Source organism: Streptomyces sp. NPDC051219 (genome assembly GCF_040682335.1).
GTDB lineage: Bacteria > Actinomycetota > Actinomycetes > Streptomycetales > Streptomycetaceae > Streptomyces.
On sequence record NZ_JBFBAS010000004.1, the window covers coordinates 39,164 to 58,694 of the forward strand.

Here is a 19,531-nt window from a genome sequence, read left to right on the forward strand (position 1 = left end):
TTCCACCATTGAGCCCTTGCCCGAACAAACGAACGGGCCCCCGGCCGAAGCCGGGAGCCCGTCACGCGACGCACGGCTCAGTCGCGGGCCTCGGCCAGCAGCTTCTGGATCCGCGAGACGCCCTCGACCAGGTCCTCGTCGCCCAGCGCGTACGAAAGCCGCAGGTAGCCCGGCGTGCCGAAGGCCTCGCCCGGCACGACCGCCACCTCGACCTCGTCCAGGATCAGCGCGGCCAGCTCGACCGAGGTCTGCGGGCGCTTGCCGCGGATCTCCTTGCCGAGCAGCGCCTTGACCGAGGGGTACGCGTAGAAGGCGCCCTCGGGGGTGGGGCAGATCACGCCTTCGATCTCGTTCAGCATCCGCACGATCGTCTGGCGGCGCCGGTCGAAGGCGGACCGCATCTCGGCGACCGCGTCCAGGTTGCCGGAGACGGCGGCCAGTGCCGCGATCTGCGCGACGTTCGAGACGTTCGAGGTGGCGTGCGACTGCAGGTTGGTCGCGGCCTTGACGACGTCCTTCGGGCCGACGATCCACCCCACGCGCCAGCCCGTCATGGCGTAGGTCTTGGCGACACCGTTGACGACGATGCACTTGTCCCGCAGCTCGGGAACGAGGGCGGGCAGCGAGGTGAACTTCGCGTCGCCGTAGACCAGGTGCTCGTAGATCTCGTCCGTCAGCACCCACAGCCCGTGCTCGGCGGCCCAGCGGCCGATCGCCAGGGCGTCGGCCTCGCTGTAGACGGCGCCGGTCGGGTTCGACGGGGAGACGAACAGGACGACCTTCGTGCGGTCCGTACGCGCCGCCTCCAACTGCTCGACGGAGACCCGGTAACCCGTGGTCTCGTCGGCGACCACGTCGACCGGCACGCCGCCCGCGAGGCGGATCGACTCGGGGTACGTGGTCCAGTACGGAGCCGGGACGATGACCTCGTCGCCCGGGTCGAGAATCGCGGCGAAGGCCTCGTAGATCGCCTGCTTTCCACCGTTGGTCACGAGCACCTGCGCGGCGTCGACCTCGTAACCGGAGTCGCGCAGCGTCTTCGCGGCGATGGCGGCCTTGAGCTCGGGGAGCCCGCCGGCCGGCGTGTAGCGGTGGTACTTCGGGTTGCGGCAGGCCTCGATCGCGGCCTCGACGATGTAGCCGGGGGTCGGGAAGTCGGGCTCGCCTGCGCCGAAGCCGATCACGGGGCGCCCGGCGGCCTTGAGGGCCTTGGCCTTGGCGTCCACTGCGAGGGTCGCGGACTCGGAGATCGCGCCGATACGGGCGGAGACCCGGCGCTCGGTGGGAGGAGTTGCAGAGGTCATGCGGCCAATCGTCCCAGACCCCGCAGCGGCCCGGCACACTGGTTTCAGGGACCGGACAAGAGTTGTCTGTTCGACGCCGCGTCCCGAAGCACGTACACTCACCTGTCGTTGGCCCTCACCGGCCGCCGTCGCTCAGGGGCATTTCATGCACTCCGTGCACTCGGGCGAATGCGGTAGGTTGGGGAACCACAAAGGGTCGTAGCTCAATTGGTAGAGCACTGGTCTCCAAAACCAGCGGTTGGGGGTTCAAGTCCCTCCGGCCCTGCTACACACACCTTCGCCAGGATGTGTGCGCGCATGTAAGTACTTCAATGCACCGCCGTGCGGCTCAACCGGGCGCGGCACGGCCACGACCCGGATTCAGGTGAGAGACGTGACGGACGCCCTTGGCTCCATCGACATGCCTGACGCCGAGGACGAGACACCCGAGTCGAAGAAGAAGGCTCGGAAGGGCGGAAAGCGCGGCAAGAAGGGCCCTCTGGGCCGTCTCGCGCTCTTCTACCGCCAGATCGTCGCGGAGCTCCGCAAGGTTGTCTGGCCCACGCGCAGCCAGCTGACGACGTACACCACCGTGGTGATTGTCTTCGTTGTCATCATGATCGGCCTCGTGACCGTGATTGACTATGGATTCCAGGAAGCCATCAAGTACGTCTTCGGCTGATCCGCGGAAGGCGGCGCCTTGATAGGTCTGCCGCCCCTTTCGCATGTTCCACCCATATGTAGCCAGGAAGAAGCAGCCACGTGTCTGACCCGAACCTGAACGACGCCTCCGAGTCGGTCGAGTCCGTCGAGGACGAGCTCGACATCCTCGAGGCGGCGGACGCCGACGGTCCCGACCAGGCCGAGGCTGCCGACGCCGCTGCGGGTGAGCCGGCGGAGGAGGCGGCCCTGCACACGGAGTCGGCAGACGAGGCCGCCGACGCCGATGAGGCAGCCGATGCCGACCAGGCTGAAGAGGCTGCCGACACCGATGCGGCTGAAGAGGTAGATGAGGCCGCCGACGCGGATGCGACGGCTGCCGCCGACGAGGCGGAAGAGGCCGCCGAGTCGGAGCCTGCCGAGCCCGTCGACCCCGTCGAGGCCCTCCGCCAGGAACTCCGCCTGCTCCCGGGTGAGTGGTACGTCATTCACACCTACGCGGGCTACGAGAAGCGCGTGAAGGCCAACCTGGAACAGCGCGCCGTCTCGCTGAACGTCGAGGAGTTCATCTACCAGGCGGAAGTGCCCGAGGAAGAGATCGTCCAGATCAAGAACGGCGAGCGCAAGAACGTCCGCCAGAACAAGCTTCCCGGCTACGTCCTGGTCCGTATGGACCTGACCAACGAGTCCTGGGGCGTCGTCCGCAACACCCCCGGCGTCACCGGCTTCGTGGGCAACGCGTACGACCCGTACCCGCTGACCCTGGACGAGATCGTCAAGATGCTCGCTCCGGAGGCCGAGGAGAAGGCCGCCAAGGCCGCCGCCGAGGAGGCCGGACTGCCGGCGCCCTCCCGCAAGGTCGAGGTCCAGGTGCTGGATTTCGAGGTCGGCGACTCGGTCACCGTCACCGACGGCCCGTTCGCGACGCTGCAGGCGACCATCAACGAGATCAACGCCGACTCGAAGAAGGTCAAGGGCCTCGTCGAGATCTTCGGCCGCGAGACCCCGGTCGAGCTCAGCTTCGACCAGATCCAGAAGAACTGACGCCTGTCAGGGAGCTTCTCGAAACGCACTTCCGACCAGGTCAGACCACGCTTCTCGCCGGGGTTACCCCGCTAGCGGCAGATGGTCTGACCTGCTCGGTTTTTAGCCCCGCGCCGATACCCGTTATCGTGGTGCGGTATGCCTCCATCCGGATGATCGGGTGGCTGGCTGGAAACTCTCACTAGGACCCGGAGAGAGCAATGCCTCCCAAGAAGAAGAAGGTCACGGGGCTTATCAAGCTCCAGATCCAGGCCGGCGCGGCCAACCCGGCTCCGCCGGTAGGCCCCGCGCTCGGTCAGCACGGCGTCAACATCATGGAGTTCTGCAAGGCCTACAACGCCGCGACCGAGTCGCAGCGTGGCATGGTCGTGCCGGTGGAGATCACGGTCTACGAGGACCGCTCCTTCACCTTCATCACCAAGACTCCGCCGGCCGCCAAGCTGATCCTCAAGGCCGCGGGTGTGGACAAGGGCTCGGGCGAGCCGCACAAGACCAAGGTTGCCAAGCTCACCGGCGCCCAGGTCCGCGAGATCGCCACGGTCAAGCTGCCCGACCTGAACGCCAACGACCTCGACGCCGCGTCGAAGATCATCGCCGGCACCGCCCGTTCCATGGGCATCACGGTCGAAGGCTGATTCAGCCCCCCGTCTGACCTCAGTGGTAGGACCAAGCGCTGGTCCGCACCACGACTCCACGCTCAACCACATCAGGAGCAGAAGTGAAGCGCAGCAAGAATCTCCGCGCTGCGGACGCCAAGATCGACCGGGAGAAGCTGTACGCCCCGCTCGAGGCCGTCCGTCTCGCCAAGGACACCTCCGTGATCAAGTTCGACGGCACCGTCGAGGTCGCCATGCGTCTGGGTGTCGACCCGCGCAAGGCCGACCAGATGGTCCGTGGCACCGTGAACCTTCCGCACGGCACCGGTAAGACCGCCCGGGTCCTGGTCTTCGCGACCGGTGACCGTGCTGCGGCCGCGGAAGCCGCCGGCGCCGACATCGTCGGCTCCGACGAACTGATCGACGAGGTTGCGAAGGGCCGTCTGGACTTCGACGCCGTCGTCGCCACCCCGGACCTCATGGGCAAGGTCGGCCGCCTCGGCCGCGTGCTCGGTCCGCGTGGTCTGATGCCGAACCCGAAGACCGGCACGGTCACCCCGGACGTGGCGAAGGCTGTCACGGACATCAAGGGCGGCAAGATCGAGTTCCGCGTCGACAAGCACTCGAACCTGCACTTCATCATCGGCAAGGTCTCCTTCGACGAGACGAAGCTGGTCGAGAACTACGCCGCGGCGCTGGACGAGATCCTTCGTCTCAAGCCGTCCGCCGCGAAGGGCCGCTACATCAAGAAGGCGACCCTGACCACCACGATGGGCCCCGGCATCCCGCTGGACTCCAACCGCACCCGCAACCTCCTCGTCGAGGAGGACCCGGCCGCCGTCTGATCCTGACGGCAGCCGCGGGTCACGCGTGCTGAAACCGGCCCCCGCACCTCCTCCGAGGTGCGGGGGCCGGTTTATGGGTGTGGCGCTGTCCGAGGCGGCCGGTAAGGTCACCCAAAGTCGTGGCCAGACCCAAGCGAATACCCGTGGGGGGAACATGCGTGTGATGTACCGGAAGGCGGCCGACGCCGCTCTCGTCGGCGCTCTGCTGTGCGGCACGGCCGCCTGCACGTCCGGGAGCGACCCGGCGCCCGACAGCAAGGCGGGGCAGAAGCCGTTCAAGGTGACGCCCGCCACCGCCGCGGCCGTGAAGCGGGCGGCCGAGGAGAACGAGAAGCTCACCTCGCTGACGTACACGATGAGCGGCAAGGTCCCCGGCGGCGGCAACGTCGCGGCCAAGGCCTCGATGAGCATGAAGCCGCCCGCGATACAGATGAAGATGCGCGGCGGGACCGCGGCGGAGACCGGTGAGGTGGAGATCCGCCTCGTCGACGGCGCCATGTACATGAACGGCGGCAAGGAAGCGGCCGCCGGGATGGACGGTAAGAGCTGGCTCAAGTTCGACCTGGCGGCGCTCGGCAAGGGAGGCGGCGCCGACCCGATGGCCGGGCTCTCCAGCCAGGCGGACCGGAATCCCGCCCAGGAGTCCGCTTCGCTGACCGCCGCCAAGGACCTCAAGGAGGTCGGCGAGGAGACGGTCGACGGCGTACGGACCACGCACTACGCGGGCACCGTCACCATCGCCGACATGCGCGCGGGCCTGAAGGGCGAGGACGCGGCCACCAAGGAGCGGCGCGAGAAGGGTCTGAAGCAGTACGAGAGCATGGGCGTCGACGCGCTCACGCTGGACATGTGGGTCGACGAGAACGACCACACCAAGCAGTTCCGTACGCGGGGTACGTCGGACAAGGGCCCGCTCGACCTGACGATCAAGTTCCTGGACCTCAACAAGCCGGTCACCGTCAAGGCTCCGCCGGCCTCCGAGACCATGGATCTGGCCGCGATGATGAAGAACGCCTCCGACGGAACCTGACCCGATAGCCCGATTTGCTTGACGGCGATCGATTCGCGTACTCTTCCCCAGAAGCCAAAGACCGCTGGTCGTTGCTGTGCTCTCGAAAGGGAGTGCGGTGGCCGAAGGATCCGTTAAATGCGGACGTCCTGCGCAGGTGACTGTGGATAGTGCTCCCGGATTCCATTCGGTTGAGCTCACGCCCCGTGCACCTGTGCCCGGGGCGTTTCGTTTTGCCCGGTCCCTTCTGAGCGGTCCTCATCACCCGGAAGGAGGCCGACGCTTTATGGCAAGGCCCGACAAGGCTGCCGCGGTAGCCGAGCTGACGGACCAGTTCCGCAGCTCGAACGCCGCCGTGCTGACCGAGTACCGGGGTCTCACCGTCGCGCAGCTCAAGCAGCTGCGCCGCTCTCTCGGTGAGAACGCCCAGTACGCCGTGGTGAAGAACACGCTGACCAAGATTGCGGCCAACGAGGCCGGGATCAACGCGCTCGACGACCTGTTCACGGGTCCGACGGCGGTTGCCTTCGTCACCGGTGACCCGGTGGAGTCGGCGAAGGGTCTTCGTGACTTCGCCAAGGAGAACCCCAACCTCATCATCAAGGGCGGTGTCCTTGACGGTAAGGCGCTTACCGCTGATGAGATCAAGAAGCTTGCGGACCTCGAGTCCCGCGAGGTTCTGCTCGCCAAGCTGGCGGGCGCCATGAAGGCCAAGCAGTCCCAGACTGCCGCGCTCTTCCAGGCGCTCCCGTCGAAGTTCGTCCGCACCGCGGAAGCGCTTCGCGCCAAGAAGGCCGAGCAGGGCGGTGCCGAGTAATTCGGCTCGCGCATTGACCTGCGTCATCACCTGAGACGTGGGTCGCAGCGGGCCTGTACGCCCGCCGACATGTACATCCGGCACCTGCCGAATTAGTGGAAGGACGCCAATCATGGCGAAGCTGTCCCAGGACGAGCTGCTCGCGCAGTTCGAGACCCTGACCCTCATCGAGCTCTCCGAGTTCGTGAAGGCGTTCGAGGAGAAGTTCGACGTCACCGCTGCGGCCCCCGTCGCCGTTGCCGCCGGTGGTGGCGCTGCCGCCCCGGCCGAGGTTGCTGAGGAGCAGGACGAGTTCGACGTCGTCCTCACCGGCGCCGGCGACAAGAAGATCCAGGTCATCAAGGTCGTGCGTGAGCTGACCTCCCTGGGTCTGAAGGAGGCCAAGGACCTCGTCGACGGCGCCCCGAAGCCGGTCCTCGAGAAGGTCGCCAAGGAGGCCGCCGAGAAGGCTGCCGAGTCCCTCAAGGCCGCTGGCGCGTCCGTCGAGGTCAAGTGACCTTGTAACGGGTCTCCTGACTCGTTCCTGAAGGGCGACCACCCGTACGGGTGGTCGCCCTTCGGCGTTCCCGAACGCCTGCCTTGCTCTTCCCGTCCCGACGAGTAGGGTGATCTTCGATGTCGTGGGGGGCCTTGACGAACCGCACGCAGCGCGCAATTCTCAGGACGCGTCGTCACACCGATCCAGGATCCGAGGCATGGATCGTTGACGAAGAGGGCAGTATCGGAGTGCGCTTCCAGGGCCTGGCTCACCGCCTGGCGCTGAACAACAACGAGGGGGAGACCCCTCCCGGAGGGAGAGATTGGCTCTGTTGCCGGTCTCCGGAAACCCGGTCTGGACATCAGTGGGCCAAGTGGCTACACTGACCCTTTGCGCTGCCTGTTAGCTGCCTCCTGCCCGTCACCAGGGGCATGCCCACGCTTGAGCATCGACGATTGAAGCTTCCCTGACCTGGGATCTCCATCGCTGTGCCCGGCGGGGACCGGTACGCGCGTAGTGAGTCCGAGCCCTCGGAAGGACCCCCTCTTGGCCGCCTCGCGCAACGCCTCGACTGCCAATACGAACACCGGCGCAAGCACTGCCCCGCTGCGCATCTCCTTTGCAAAGATCAAGGAGCCCCTCGAGGTTCCGAACCTCCTGGCGCTGCAGACCGAGAGCTTTGACTGGCTGCTCGGCAACGCCGCCTGGAAGGCTCGCGTCGAGTCGGCTCTTGAGAGTGGACAGGACGTCCCCACCAAGTCCGGTCTGGAAGAGATCTTCGAGGAGATCTCGCCGATCGAGGACTTCTCCGGGTCGATGTCGCTGACCTTCCGCGACCACCGCTTCGAGCCCGCGAAGAACTCTGTCGACGAGTGCAAGGAGCGCGACTTCACGTACGCGGCTCCGCTGTTCGTCACCGCCGAATTCACCAACAACGAGACCGGCGAGATCAAGTCCCAGACGGTCTTCATGGGCGACTTCCCGCTCATGACCAACAAGGGCACCTTCGTGATCAACGGCACCGAGCGTGTCGTGGTCTCGCAGCTGGTCCGCTCGCCGGGTGTCTACTTCGACTCCTCCATCGACAAGACGTCCGACAAGGACATCTTCTCCGCCAAGATCATCCCGTCCCGGGGTGCCTGGCTGGAGATGGAGGTCGACAAGCGCGACATGGTCGGTGTCCGCATCGACCGCAAGCGCAAGCAGTCCGTGACCGTACTCCTGAAGGCTCTCGGCTGGACCACCGAGCAGATCCTCGAGGAGTTCGGCGAGTACGAGTCGATGCGCGCCACCCTGGAGAAGGACCACACCCAGGGCCAGGACGACGCGCTGCTCGACATCTACCGCAAGCTCCGTCCGGGCGAGCCGCCGACGCGCGAGGCCGCTCAGACGCTGCTCGAGAACCTCTACTTCAACCCCAAGCGCTACGACCTCGCCAAGGTCGGCCGCTACAAGGTGAACAAGAAGCTCGGCGCGGACGAGCCGCTGAACGCCGGTGTCCTCACCAGCAAGGACATCATCGCCACCATCAAGTACCTGGTCCGGCTGCACGCCGGCGAGGTCGAGACGGCCGGCGAGAGCGGTCGCACGATCGTCGTCGAGACCGACGACATCGACCACTTCGGCAACCGTCGCCTGCGCAACGTCGGCGAGCTCATCCAGAACCAGGTCCGCACGGGTCTGGCTCGTATGGAGCGCGTCGTGCGTGAGCGCATGACCACCCAGGACGTCGAGGCGATCACGCCGCAGACCCTGATCAACATCCGGCCGGTCGTCGCCTCCATCAAGGAGTTCTTCGGCACCAGCCAGCTGTCCCAGTTCATGGACCAGAACAACCCGCTGTCGGGTCTGACCCACAAGCGCCGCCTGTCGGCGCTGGGCCCGGGTGGTCTGTCCCGTGAGCGGGCCGGCTTCGAGGTCCGTGACGTTCACCCGTCGCACTACGGCCGCATGTGTCCGATCGAGACCCCTGAAGGCCCGAACATCGGTCTGATCGGTTCGCTCGCGTCGTACGGCCGCGTCAACGCGTTCGGTTTCGTCGAGACCCCGTACCGCAAGGTCGTCGAAGGCGTCGTCACCGACGAGGTCGACTACCTGACCGCCGACGAAGAGGACCGCTTCGTCATCGCGCAGGCCAACGCGACGCTCTCCGAGGACATGCGCTTCGAGGAGTCCCGCGTCCTGGTCCGCCGCCGCGGCGGCGAGATCGACTACATCCCCGGCGACGACGTCGACTACATGGACGTCTCGCCGCGCCAGATGGTGTCGGTCGCGACCGCGATGATCCCGTTCCTCGAGCACGACGACGCCAACCGTGCCCTCATGGGCGCGAACATGATGCGCCAGGCCGTTCCGCTCATCAAGGCGGAGGCCCCGCTGGTCGGCACCGGCATGGAGTACCGCTGTGCGGTCGACGCCGGTGACGTCATCAAGGCGGAGAAGGACGGTGTGGTCCAGGAGGTCTCGGCCGACTACGTCACCGTCACCAACGACGACGGCACGTACACCACGTACCGCGTCGCGAAGTTCTCCCGCTCCAACCAGGGCACCTCGGTCAACCAGAAGGTCATCGTCAACGAGGGTGACCGGGTCGTCGAGAACCAGGTTCTCGCCGACGGTCCGGCCACCGAGCAGGGCGAGATGGCGCTCGGTAAGAACCTTCTCGTGGCATTCATGCCGTGGGAGGGCCACAACTACGAGGACGCCATCATCCTCAGCCAGCGTCTGGTGCAGGACGACGTCCTCTCCTCGATCCACATCGAGGAGCACGAGGTCGACGCCCGTGACACCAAGCTCGGCCCCGAGGAGATCACCCGGGACATCCCGAACGTCTCCGAGGAGGTCCTCGCCGATCTCGACGAGCGAGGCATCATCCGTATCGGTGCCGAGGTCGTCGCCGGTGACATCCTGGTCGGCAAGGTCACGCCCAAGGGTGAGACCGAGCTGACCCCGGAGGAGCGCCTGCTCCGTGCGATCTTCGGTGAGAAGGCCCGTGAGGTCCGTGACACCTCGCTGAAGGTCCCGCACGGCGAGACCGGCAAGGTCATCGGCGTCCGCGTCTTCGACCGCGAAGAGGGCGACGAGCTGCCGCCGGGCGTGAACCAGCTGGTCCGCGTCTACGTCGCGCAGAAGCGCAAGATCACCGACGGTGACAAGCTCGCCGGCCGTCACGGCAACAAGGGCGTCATCTCGAAGATCCTGCCGATCGAGGACATGCCGTTCCTGGAGGACGGCACCCCGGTCGACATCATCCTCAACCCGCTGGGTGTCCCGTCCCGAATGAACCCGGGACAGGTCCTGGAGATCCACCTCGGCTGGCTCGCCAGCCGCGGCTGGGACGTCTCCGGTCTCGGCGAGGAGTGGGCGCAGCGTCTGCAGGTCATCGGCGCCGACGACGTCCAGCCCGGCACCAACGTCGCCACCCCGGTGTTCGACGGTGCCCGTGAGGACGAGCTCGCCGGCCTCTTCGAGCACACCGTTCCGAACCGCGACGGCGACCGTCTGGTCCTCCCGTCCGGCAAGGCGCGGCTGTTCGACGGCCGCTCCGGTGAGCCGTTCCCGGACCCGATTTCGATCGGGTACATGTACATCCTCAAGCTGCACCACCTGGTCGACGACAAGCTCCACGCGCGTTCGACCGGCCCGTACTCCATGATCACCCAGCAGCCGCTGGGTGGTAAGGCTCAGTTCGGTGGCCAGCGCTTCGGTGAGATGGAGGTGTGGGCGCTCGAGGCATACGGCGCCGCGTACGCCCTCCAGGAACTGCTGACCATCAAGTCCGACGACGTCACCGGCCGCGTGAAGGTCTACGAGGCCATCGTCAAGGGCGAGAACATCCCCGAGCCCGGCATTCCTGAGTCCTTCAAGGTGCTCATCAAGGAAATGCAGTCGCTCTGCCTCAACGTGGAGGTGCTGTCCTCGGACGGTATGTCCATCGAAATGCGCGACACGGACGAGGACGTCTTCCGCGCCGCGGAGGAGCTCGGTATCGACCTGTCCCGGCGAGAGCCGAGCAGCGTCGAAGAGGTCTGACGGGTTGGCCGGGGAGCCGTAAAGGCTCCCCGGTGATCCCCGGGCCCGTTCAGACCATGATTGAGACTCGACCCCGAAAGAGGGATTGACGCACAGTGCTCGACGTCAACTTCTTCGACGAGCTGCGGATCGGCCTTGCCACCGCGGACGACATCCGGACCTGGTCGCACGGCGAAGTGAAGAAGCCGGAGACCATCAACTACCGCACGCTCAAGCCCGAGAAGGACGGACTCTTCTGCGAGAAGATCTTCGGTCCGACCCGGGACTGGGAGTGCTACTGCGGCAAGTACAAGCGTGTCCGCTTCAAGGGCATCATCTGTGAGCGCTGTGGCGTCGAGGTAACTCGCGCCAAGGTGCGCCGTGAGCGGATGGGCCACATCGAACTGGCCGCTCCCGTCACGCACATCTGGTACTTCAAGGGCGTCCCGTCCCGCCTGGGCTACCTGCTGGACCTGGCGCCGAAGGACCTCGAGAAGGTCATCTACTTCGCCGCGTACATGATCACGTTCGTGGACGAGGAGCGCCGCACGCGCGACCTGCCGTCGCTGGAGGCCCACGTCTCCGTGGAGCGCCAGCAGATCGAGAACCGCCGCGACGCCGACCTCGAGGCCCGCGCCAAGAAGCTCGAGACCGACCTGGCCGAGCTCGAGGCCGAGGGTGCCAAGGCCGACGTGCGCCGCAAGGTGCGCGAAGGTGCCGAGCGTGAGATGAAGCAGCTGCGCGACCGTGCGCAGCGCGAGATCGACCGTCTCGACGAGGTGTGGAACCGCTTCAAGAACCTCAAGGTCCAGGACCTCGAGGGCGACGAGCTCCTCTACCGCGAGCTGCGTGACCGCTTCGGCACGTACTTCGACGGCTCGATGGGTGCCGCGGCGCTGCAGAAGCGCCTGGAGTCCTTCGACCTCGAGGAGGAGGCCGAGCGTCTCCGCGAGATCATCCGCACCGGCAAGGGCCAGAAGAAGACCCGTGCGCTCAAGCGCCTCAAGGTCGTCTCCGCGTTCCTGCAGACCAGCAACAGCCCCAAGGGCATGGTGCTGGACTGCGTCCCGGTGATCCCGCCGGACCTGCGTCCGATGGTGCAGCTGGACGGTGGCCGCTTCGCGACCTCCGACCTGAACGACCTGTACCGCCGTGTCATCAACCGCAACAACCGCCTCAAGCGTCTCCTTGACCTCGGTGCGCCCGAGATCATCGTGAACAACGAGAAGCGGATGCTGCAGGAGGCCGTCGACGCGCTGTTCGACAACGGCCGCCGTGGTCGCCCGGTGACCGGTCCCGGTAACCGCCCGCTGAAGTCCCTGAGCGACATGCTCAAGGGCAAGCAGGGTCGTTTCCGTCAGAACCTGCTCGGCAAGCGAGTCGACTACTCGGCCCGTTCCGTCATCGTCGTCGGCCCGCAGCTCAAGCTGCACCAGTGCGGTCTGCCGAAGGCCATGGCGCTGGAGCTCTTCAAGCCGTTCGTGATGAAGCGCCTGGTCGACCTGAACCACGCGCAGAACATCAAGTCGGCGAAGCGCATGGTCGAGCGTGGCCGCACGGTCGTGTACGACGTGCTCGAAGAGGTCATCGCCGAGCACCCGGTGCTGCTGAACCGTGCACCGACGCTGCACCGCCTCGGCATCCAGGCCTTCGAGCCGCAGCTGGTCGAGGGCAAGGCCATCCAGATCCACCCGCTCGTCTGCACCGCGTTCAACGCGGACTTCGACGGTGACCAGATGGCCGTCCACCTGCCGCTCTCCGCGGAGGCGCAGGCCGAGGCCCGCATCCTGATGCTGTCCTCGAACAACATCCTCAAGCCGGCCGACGGCCGTCCGGTCACCATGCCCACCCAGGACATGGTGCTCGGCCTCTTCTTCCTCACCACGGACGAGGAGGAGCGCGAGGTCAAGGGCGAAGGCCGGTCCTTCGGCTCCACCGCCGAGGCCATCATGGCCTTCGACAACCGCGAGCTCTCGCTGCAGGCGAAGGTCGACATCCGCTTCCCGGTGGGCACCATCCCGCCGCGTGGCTGGGTGCCGCCGGTCGCCGAGGAGGGCGAGCCGGAGTTCCAGCAGGGCGACAGCTTCCGGCTGCGTACGACTCTGGGCCGCGCGCTCTTCAACGAGCTGCTGCCCGAGGACTACCCGTTCGTCGACTACTCGGTGGGCAAGAAGCAGCTCTCCGAGATCGTCAACGACCTGGCGGAGCGCTACCCCAAGGTGATCGTGGCGGCGACGCTCGACAACCTGAAGGCGGCCGGCTTCCACTGGGCGACCCGTTCGGGCGTCACCGTGGCCATCTCCGACGTCGTCGTGCCCGAGGCCAAGAAGGCCATCGTCGCGGGCTACGAGGCTCAGGACGAGAAGGTCCAGAAGCAGTACGAGCGCGGTCTGATCACCAAGGACGAGCGCACGCAGGAGCTCATCGCGATCTGGACCAAGGCGACCAACGAGGTTGCCGAGGCGATGAACGCGAACTTCCCCAAGACGAACCCCATCTTCATGATGGTTGACTCGGGTGCCCGAGGAAACATGATGCAGATGCGGCAGATCGCCGGTATGCGTGGTCTGGTGTCGAACGCGAAGAACGAGACCATCCCGCGGCCCATCAAGGCGTCGTTCCGTGAGGGTCTCTCCGTGCTGGAGTACTTCATCTCCACCCACGGTGCCCGTAAGGGTCTCGCGGACACCGCCCTGCGTACCGCCGACTCGGGTTACCTGACCCGTCGTCTGGTGGACGTCTCGCAGGACGTGATCATCCGCGAGGAGGACTGTGGCACCGAGCGCGGTCTGAAGCTGAAGATCGCGGTCAAGGGCGAGGACGGCGTGCTCCGCAAGACGGACGACGTCGAGACGTCCGTGTACGCCCGCATGCTGGCCGAGGACGTCGTCATCGACGGCAAGGTCATCGCGCCGGCCAATGTCGACCTGGGCGACGTCCTGATCGACGCCCTCGTCGCCAACGGCGTCGAGGAGGTCAAGACCCGCTCGGTCCTGACCTGTGAGTCCGCAGTCGGCACCTGTGCCTTCTGCTACGGACGCTCGCTGGCCACCGGCAAGCTGGTCGACATCGGCGAGGCGGTCGGCATCATCGCCGCCCAGTCGATCGGTGAGCCCGGTACCCAGCTGACGATGCGTACCTTCCACACCGGTGGTGTGGCCGGTGACGACATCACCCAGGGTCTGCCCCGTGTCGTCGAGCTCTTCGAGGCTCGTACGCCCAAGGGTGTCGCCCCGATCTCGGAAGCGGTCGGCCGCGTCCGGATCGAGGAGACCGAGAAGACCAAGAAGATCGTCATCACTCCTGACGACGGCAGCGAGGAGACGGCGTTCCCGATCTCCAAGCGTGCCCGTCTGCTGGTGAGCGAGGGCGACCACGTCGAGGTGGGCCAGAAGCTCACCGTGGGTGCCACCAACCCGCACGACGTGCTGCGGATCCTCGGTCAGCGCGCGGTCCAGGTCCACCTGGTCGGCGAGGTCCAGAAGGTCTACAACTCGCAGGGTGTGTCGATCCATGACAAGCACATCGAGATCATCATCCGGCAGATGCTGCGCCGTGTGACGATCATCGAGTCCGGCGACGCGGAGCTGCTGCCGGGCGAGCTCGTCGAGCGCGGCCGCTTCGAGGCCGAGAACCGTCGTGTGGTCACGGAAGGCGGCCACCCGGCCTCCGGCCGTCCGCAGCTGATGGGTATCACCAAGGCCTCGCTGGCGACCGAGTCGTGGCTGTCGGCGGCGTCCTTCCAGGAGACGACCAGGGTTCTGACCGACGCGGCGATCAACGCCAAGTCGGACTCCCTGATCGGCCTCAAGGAGAACGTCATCATCGGTAAGCTCATCCCGGCCGGTACGGGCCTCGCCCGCTACCGCAACATCCGGGTCGAGCCCACCGAGGAGGCGAAGGCCGCGATGTACTCGGCCGTCGGTTACGACGACATCGACTACTCGCCCTTCGGCACCGGCTCCGGCCAGGCTGTCCCGCTGGAGGACTACGACTACGGCCCGTACAACGGCTGACAGTCGCACTGCACGCCGCAGGGCGGCCACCCCTTTCCGGGGTGGCCGCCCTGCGGCTTTTGCTCGCAGATTCGCCGGTGCGGGCTTATGATGCGGGCGGTCTGTCCTGCGCGTGTGCATTTGTTTTGACCGGAGCCGATGCGGTAGGTACGCTCTGACCTTGTGCCTGGGGTGTGCCCTGGGCTCCCGTGCGTGCCTTTAGACCGTATGGGGAGCCGAGGAAGACCACACCGCAATCTGCGCTTATCCGCCTTGGGCGGGAGCCTGCAGTATTCGACACACCCGACCGCGTGGGTCGGCGACTGTTTCAGGTTAGTTTCACTACGGCACACAGAAACCGGAGAAGTAGTGCCTACGATCCAGCAGCTGGTCCGGAAGGGCCGGCAGGACAAGGTCGAGAAGAACAAGACGCCCGCGCTCGAGGGTTCGCCCCAGCGCCGCGGCGTCTGCACGCGTGTGTTCACGACCACCCCGAAGAAGCCGAACTCGGCCCTGCGTAAGGTCGCGCGTGTGCGCCTGACCTCTGGCATCGAGGTCACGGCCTACATTCCGGGTGAGGGACACAACCTGCAGGAGCACTCCATCGTGCTCGTGCGTGGTGGCCGTGTGAAGGACCTGCCGGGTGTTCGCTACAAGATCATCCGCGGCTCGCTCGACACCCAGGGTGTCAAGAACCGCAAGCAGGCCCGCAGCCGCTACGGCGCCAAGAAGGAGAAGTAAGAATGCCTCGTAAGGGCCCCGCCCCGAAGCGCCCGGTCATCATCGACCCGGTCTACAACTCTCCCCTTGTCACGTCGCTGATCAACAAGCTTCTGCTTGACGGCAAGCGTTCCACCGCCGAGCGGATCGTCTACGGCGCCATGGAAGGCCTCCGCGAGAAGACCGGTGCTGACCCGGTCATCACGCTGAAGCGCGCCCTCGAGAACGTCAAGCCGTCTCTCGAGGTCAAGTCCCGCCGTGTCGGTGGCGCCACCTACCAGGTGCCGATCGAGGTCAAGCCCGGTCGTGCCGCCACCCTCGCGCTGCGCTGGGTCGTCGGTTACTCCCGCGCCCGCCGCGAGAAGACCATGACCGAGCGCCTCATGAACGAGCTGCTCGACGCCTCCAACGGTCTTGGCGCTGCCGTCAAGAAGCGCGAGGACACCCACAAGATGGCCGAGTCCAACAAGGCCTTCGCGCACTACCGCTGGTAGTCGCTACCCACATCGAGACCGAGAGAAGATTGAGCCTTATGGCCACCACTTCGCTTGACCTGGCCAAGGTCCGCAACATCGGGATCATGGCCCACATCGACGCGGGCAAGACGACCACCACTGAGCGGATCCTCTTCTACACCGGTGTGAGCTACAAGATCGGTGAAGTCCACGACGGCGCTGCCACGATGGACTGGATGGAGCAGGAGCAGGAGCGCGGCATCACCATCACGTCGGCCGCGACGACCTGCCACTGGCCGCTCAACGATGTTGACCACACCATCAACATCATCGACACCCCGGGTCACGTCGACTTCACCGTCGAGGTGGAGCGTTCGCTCCGCGTCCTCGACGGCGCCGTCACCGTGTTCGACGGTGTCGCGGGCGTCGAGCCGCAGTCCGAGACTGTCTGGCGTCAGGCGGACCGCTACGGCGTGCCGCGTATCTGCTTCGTCAACAAGCTCGACCGCACCGGCGCCGAGTTCCACCGCTGCGTCGACATGATCGTCGACCGCCTCGGTGCGGTTCCGCTGGTCATGCAGCTGCCGATCGGAGCAGAGGCGGACTTCAAGGGCGTGGTCGACCTCGTCCAGATGAAGGCGCTCGTCTGGTCCGCCGAGGCCGCCAAGGGCGAGATGTACGACGTCGTCGACATCCCGGCCACGCACACCGAGGCTGCCGAGGAGTGGCGCGGCAAGCTGCTCGAGGCCGTCTCGGAGAACGACGACGAGATGATGGAGCTGTACCTCGAGGGCCAGGAGCCCACCGAGGAGCAGCTGATCGCGGCCATCCGCCGCATCACCCTCGCATCCAAGGGCGGCAAGGACTCCGTCACCGTCACCCCCGTGTTCTGCGGTACCGCGTTCAAGAACAAGGGCGTTCAGCCCCTGCTCGACGCGGTCGTGCGCTACCTGCCGTCTCCCCTGGACGTCGAGGCCATCGAAGGCCACGACGTCAAGGACCCGGAGGGGGTCGTCAAGCGCAAGCCGTCGGACGACGAGCCGTTCTCGGGCCTCGCCTTCAAGATCATGAGCGACCCGCACCTCGGCAAGCTCACCTTCGTCCGGGTTTACTCGGGCCGCCTCGAGGCCGGCAGCTCCGTGCTGAACTCGGTCAAGGGCAAGAAGGAGCGCATCGGCAAGATCTACCGCATGCACGCGAACAAGCGTGAGGAGATCGCCTCGGTGGGCGCCGGCGACATCATCGCCGTCATGGGCCTGAAGCAGACCACCACCGGTGAGACGCTGTGCGACGAGAAGCAGCCGGTCATCCTGGAGTCCATGGACTTCCCGGCGCCGGTCATTCAGGTCGCGATCGAGCCCAAGTCCAAGGGTGACCAGGAGAAGCTGGGTGTCGCCATCCAGCGGCTCTCGGAGGAGGACCCCTCCTTCCAGGTTCACTCGGACGAGGAGACCGGCCAGACCATCATCGGTGGTATGGGCGAGCTTCACCTCGAGGTGCTTGTCGACCGCATGAAGCGCGAGTTCCGCGTCGAGGCGAACGTCGGCAAGCCGCAGGTCGCGTACCGCGAGACGATCCGCAAGACCGTCGAGCGTATTGACTACACCCACAAGAAGCAGACCGGTGGTACCGGTCAGTTCGCGAAGGTGCAGATCGCGCTGGAGCCCCTCGAGGGCGGCGACGCGTCCTACGAGTTCGTGAACAAGGTCACCGGTGGCCGTATCCCGCGGGAGTACATCCCCTCGGTGGACGCCGGTGCGCAGGAGGCCATGCAGTTCGGCATCCTGGCCGGCTACGAGATGGTGGGCGTCCGCGTCACCCTTCTCGACGGCGGCTACCACGAGGTGGACTCCTCGGAGCTCGCCTTCAAGATCGCCGGTTCGCAGGCGTTCAAGGAGGGTGCCCGCAAGGCGTCCCCCGTGCTTCTTGAGCCGATGATGGCCGTCGAGGTCACCACGCCCGAGGACTACATGGGCGATGTCATCGGCGACCTCAACTCCCGCCGTGGTCAGATTCAGGCCATGGAGGAGCGCAGCGGTGCCCGGGTCGTCAAGGGCCTGGTTCCGCTGTCGGAGATGTTCGGCTACGTCGGCGACCTCCGCAGCAAGACCTCGGGTCGCGCAAGCTACTCGATGCAGTTCGACTCCTACGCCGAGGTTCCCCGGAACGTCGCCGAGGAGATCATCGCGAAGGCCAAGGGCGAGTAACTCTCCCGAGTACACGCTTTAGGCTTGTCACCGGATCTCCGGGGCATCCACGCAGACCGCGACGGATGCCCCGGGGGGCCGGCATCCCAGCAAAGATCACCTGGCGCCGATGAGTAAGGCGTACAGAACCACTCCAGGAGGACCACAGTGGCGAAGGCGAAGTTCGAGCGGACTAAGCCGCACGTCAACATCGGCACCATCGGTCACATTGACCACGGTAAGACGACCCTCACGGCCGCCATTACCAAGGTGCTGCATGACGCGTACCCGGACCTGAACGAGGCCTCGGCCTTCGACCAGATCGACAAGGCTCCTGAGGAGCGCCAGCGCGGTATCACCATCTCCATCGCGCACGTCGAGTACCAGACCGAGTCGCGTCACTACGCGCACGTCGACTGCCCCGGTCACGCGGACTACATCAAGAACATGATCACGGGTGCGGCGCAGATGGACGGCGCCATCCTCGTGGTCGCCGCCACCGACGGCCCGATGCCGCAGACCAAGGAGCACGTGCTCCTGGCCCGCCAGGTCGGCGTGCCGTCCATCGTTGTCGCCCTGAACAAGGCCGACATGGTGGACGACGAGGAGATCCTGGAGCTCGTCGAGCTCGAGGTCCGTGAGCTCCTCTCCGAGTACGACTTCCCGGGCGACGACGTTCCGGTCGTCAAGGTCTCGGCGCTCAAGGCGCTCGAGGGCGACAAGGAGTGGGGCCAGACGGTCCTGAACCTGATGGCCGCCGTCGACGAGTCGATCCCGACCCCGCCGCGTGACACCGAGAAGCCGTTCCTCATGCCCGTCGAGGACGTCTTCACGATCACCGGTCGCGGTACGGTCGTCACCGGTCGTATCGAGCGTGGTGTCCTGAAGGTCAACGAGACCGTTGACATCATCGGCATCAAGCAGGAGAAGACCACCACCACGGTCACCGGCATCGAGATGTTCCGCAAGCTGCTCGACGAGGGCCAGGCCGGTGAGAACGTCGGTCTGCTCCTCCGTGGCATCAAGCGCGAGGACGTCGAGCGCGGCCAGGTCATCATCAAGCCCGGTTCGGTCACGCCGCACACCGAGTTCGAGGCCCAGGCCTACATCCTGTCGAAGGACGAGGGTGGTCGTCACACCCCCTTCTTCAACAACTACCGCCCGCAGTTCTACTTCCGTACCACGGACGTGACCGGCGTCGTGACCCTCCCCGAGGGCACCGAGATGGTCATGCCGGGCGACAACACCGAGATGACGGTCGCGCTGATTCAGCCGGTCGCCATGGAGGAAGGCCTCAAGTTCGCCATCCGTGAGGGTGGCCGGACCGTGGGCGCCGGCCAGGTCACCAAGATCACCAAGTGACCTGACGCTCCCCGGAGCATCTGCTTCGACTGAAGGGCCCCGGCCCGCCGTTCTCGGCGGACCGGGGCCC

The 19,531-nt window shown here is 66.1% G+C and carries 14 protein-coding genes and 1 tRNA gene; 14 read left to right on the plus strand and 1 reads right to left on the minus strand.

Annotation, left to right across the window (positions count from 1 at the left end; genetic code table 11):
- Positions 1-77: 77 nt before the first annotated feature.
- Positions 78-1,304 (minus strand): pyridoxal phosphate-dependent aminotransferase, encoded by a 1,227-nt coding sequence (locus tag AB0M62_RS07135; RefSeq protein WP_366073105.1) that lies wholly within the window; start codon positions 1,302-1,304, stop codon positions 78-80.
- Between the two features lie 192 nt (positions 1,305-1,496).
- Between AB0M62_RS07135 and AB0M62_RS07140 the strand changes: the two genes are divergently transcribed.
- The 14 genes from AB0M62_RS07140 to tuf all read left to right on the plus strand — a co-directional run bounded on the left by AB0M62_RS07140 (position 1,497) and on the right by tuf (position 19,461).
- Positions 1,497-1,569: transfer RNA gene (locus AB0M62_RS07140), tRNA-Trp, on the plus strand.
- Positions 1,570-1,677: 108 nt separating this feature from the next.
- Complete coding sequence (gene secE, locus AB0M62_RS07145; protein ID WP_366073106.1) at positions 1,678-1,965, plus strand: preprotein translocase subunit SecE; 288 nt, start codon at positions 1,678-1,680, stop codon at positions 1,963-1,965.
- A gap of 80 nt (positions 1,966-2,045) precedes the next feature.
- Positions 2,046-2,987, plus strand: coding sequence for a transcription termination/antitermination protein NusG (nusG, locus tag AB0M62_RS07150; RefSeq protein ID WP_366073107.1), 942 nt, complete (start codon positions 2,046-2,048; stop codon positions 2,985-2,987).
- Positions 2,988-3,187: 200 nt separating this feature from the next.
- On the plus strand, positions 3,188-3,622 hold the full coding sequence (rplK, locus tag AB0M62_RS07155; protein WP_355823929.1) for a 50S ribosomal protein L11: 435 nt from the start codon (positions 3,188-3,190) through the stop codon (positions 3,620-3,622).
- An 83-nt stretch (positions 3,623-3,705) separates the two neighbouring features.
- Entirely contained in the window at positions 3,706-4,428 is a 723-nt protein-coding gene (gene rplA, locus AB0M62_RS07160; protein ID WP_366073108.1) for a 50S ribosomal protein L1, read from the plus strand.
- A 154-nt stretch (positions 4,429-4,582) separates the two neighbouring features.
- Positions 4,583-5,458 (plus strand): DUF1396 domain-containing protein, encoded by an 876-nt coding sequence (locus tag AB0M62_RS07165; protein WP_366073109.1) that lies wholly within the window; start codon positions 4,583-4,585, stop codon positions 5,456-5,458.
- A 265-nt stretch (positions 5,459-5,723) separates the two neighbouring features.
- Positions 5,724-6,254, plus strand: a complete 531-nt coding sequence (rplJ, locus tag AB0M62_RS07170) for a 50S ribosomal protein L10 (RefSeq protein WP_366073110.1) — start codon at positions 5,724-5,726, stop codon at positions 6,252-6,254.
- Between the two features lie 112 nt (positions 6,255-6,366).
- Positions 6,367-6,750 (plus strand): 50S ribosomal protein L7/L12, encoded by a 384-nt coding sequence (gene rplL / locus AB0M62_RS07175; RefSeq protein WP_366073111.1) that lies wholly within the window; start codon positions 6,367-6,369, stop codon positions 6,748-6,750.
- A gap of 528 nt (positions 6,751-7,278) precedes the next feature.
- Positions 7,279-10,764 carry a DNA-directed RNA polymerase subunit beta gene (rpoB, locus tag AB0M62_RS07180; RefSeq protein WP_366073112.1) on the plus strand — a complete coding sequence of 1,162 codons (3,486 nt, stop codon included), beginning with the start codon at positions 7,279-7,281 and terminating at the stop codon, positions 10,762-10,764.
- A gap of 95 nt (positions 10,765-10,859) precedes the next feature.
- Positions 10,860-14,759, plus strand: coding sequence for a DNA-directed RNA polymerase subunit beta' (locus tag AB0M62_RS07185; RefSeq protein ID WP_366073113.1), 3,900 nt, complete (start codon positions 10,860-10,862; stop codon positions 14,757-14,759).
- Between the two features lie 348 nt (positions 14,760-15,107).
- Positions 15,108-15,479: a 30S ribosomal protein S12 gene (gene rpsL, locus AB0M62_RS07190; RefSeq protein ID WP_003948652.1), complete on the plus strand. Its 372-nt coding sequence runs from the start codon at positions 15,108-15,110 to the stop codon at positions 15,477-15,479.
- A gap of 2 nt (positions 15,480-15,481) precedes the next feature.
- Positions 15,482-15,952 carry a 30S ribosomal protein S7 gene (gene rpsG / locus AB0M62_RS07195; protein WP_254372672.1) on the plus strand — a complete coding sequence of 157 codons (471 nt, stop codon included), beginning with the start codon at positions 15,482-15,484 and terminating at the stop codon, positions 15,950-15,952.
- A 38-nt stretch (positions 15,953-15,990) separates the two neighbouring features.
- On the plus strand, positions 15,991-18,120 hold the full coding sequence (fusA, locus tag AB0M62_RS07200) for an elongation factor G (protein ID WP_366073114.1): 2,130 nt from the start codon (positions 15,991-15,993) through the stop codon (positions 18,118-18,120).
- Positions 18,121-18,267: 147 nt separating this feature from the next.
- Positions 18,268-19,461: an elongation factor Tu gene (tuf, locus tag AB0M62_RS07205; RefSeq protein WP_366073115.1), complete on the plus strand. Its 1,194-nt coding sequence runs from the start codon at positions 18,268-18,270 to the stop codon at positions 19,459-19,461.
- Positions 19,462-19,531: the final 70 nt, after the last annotated feature.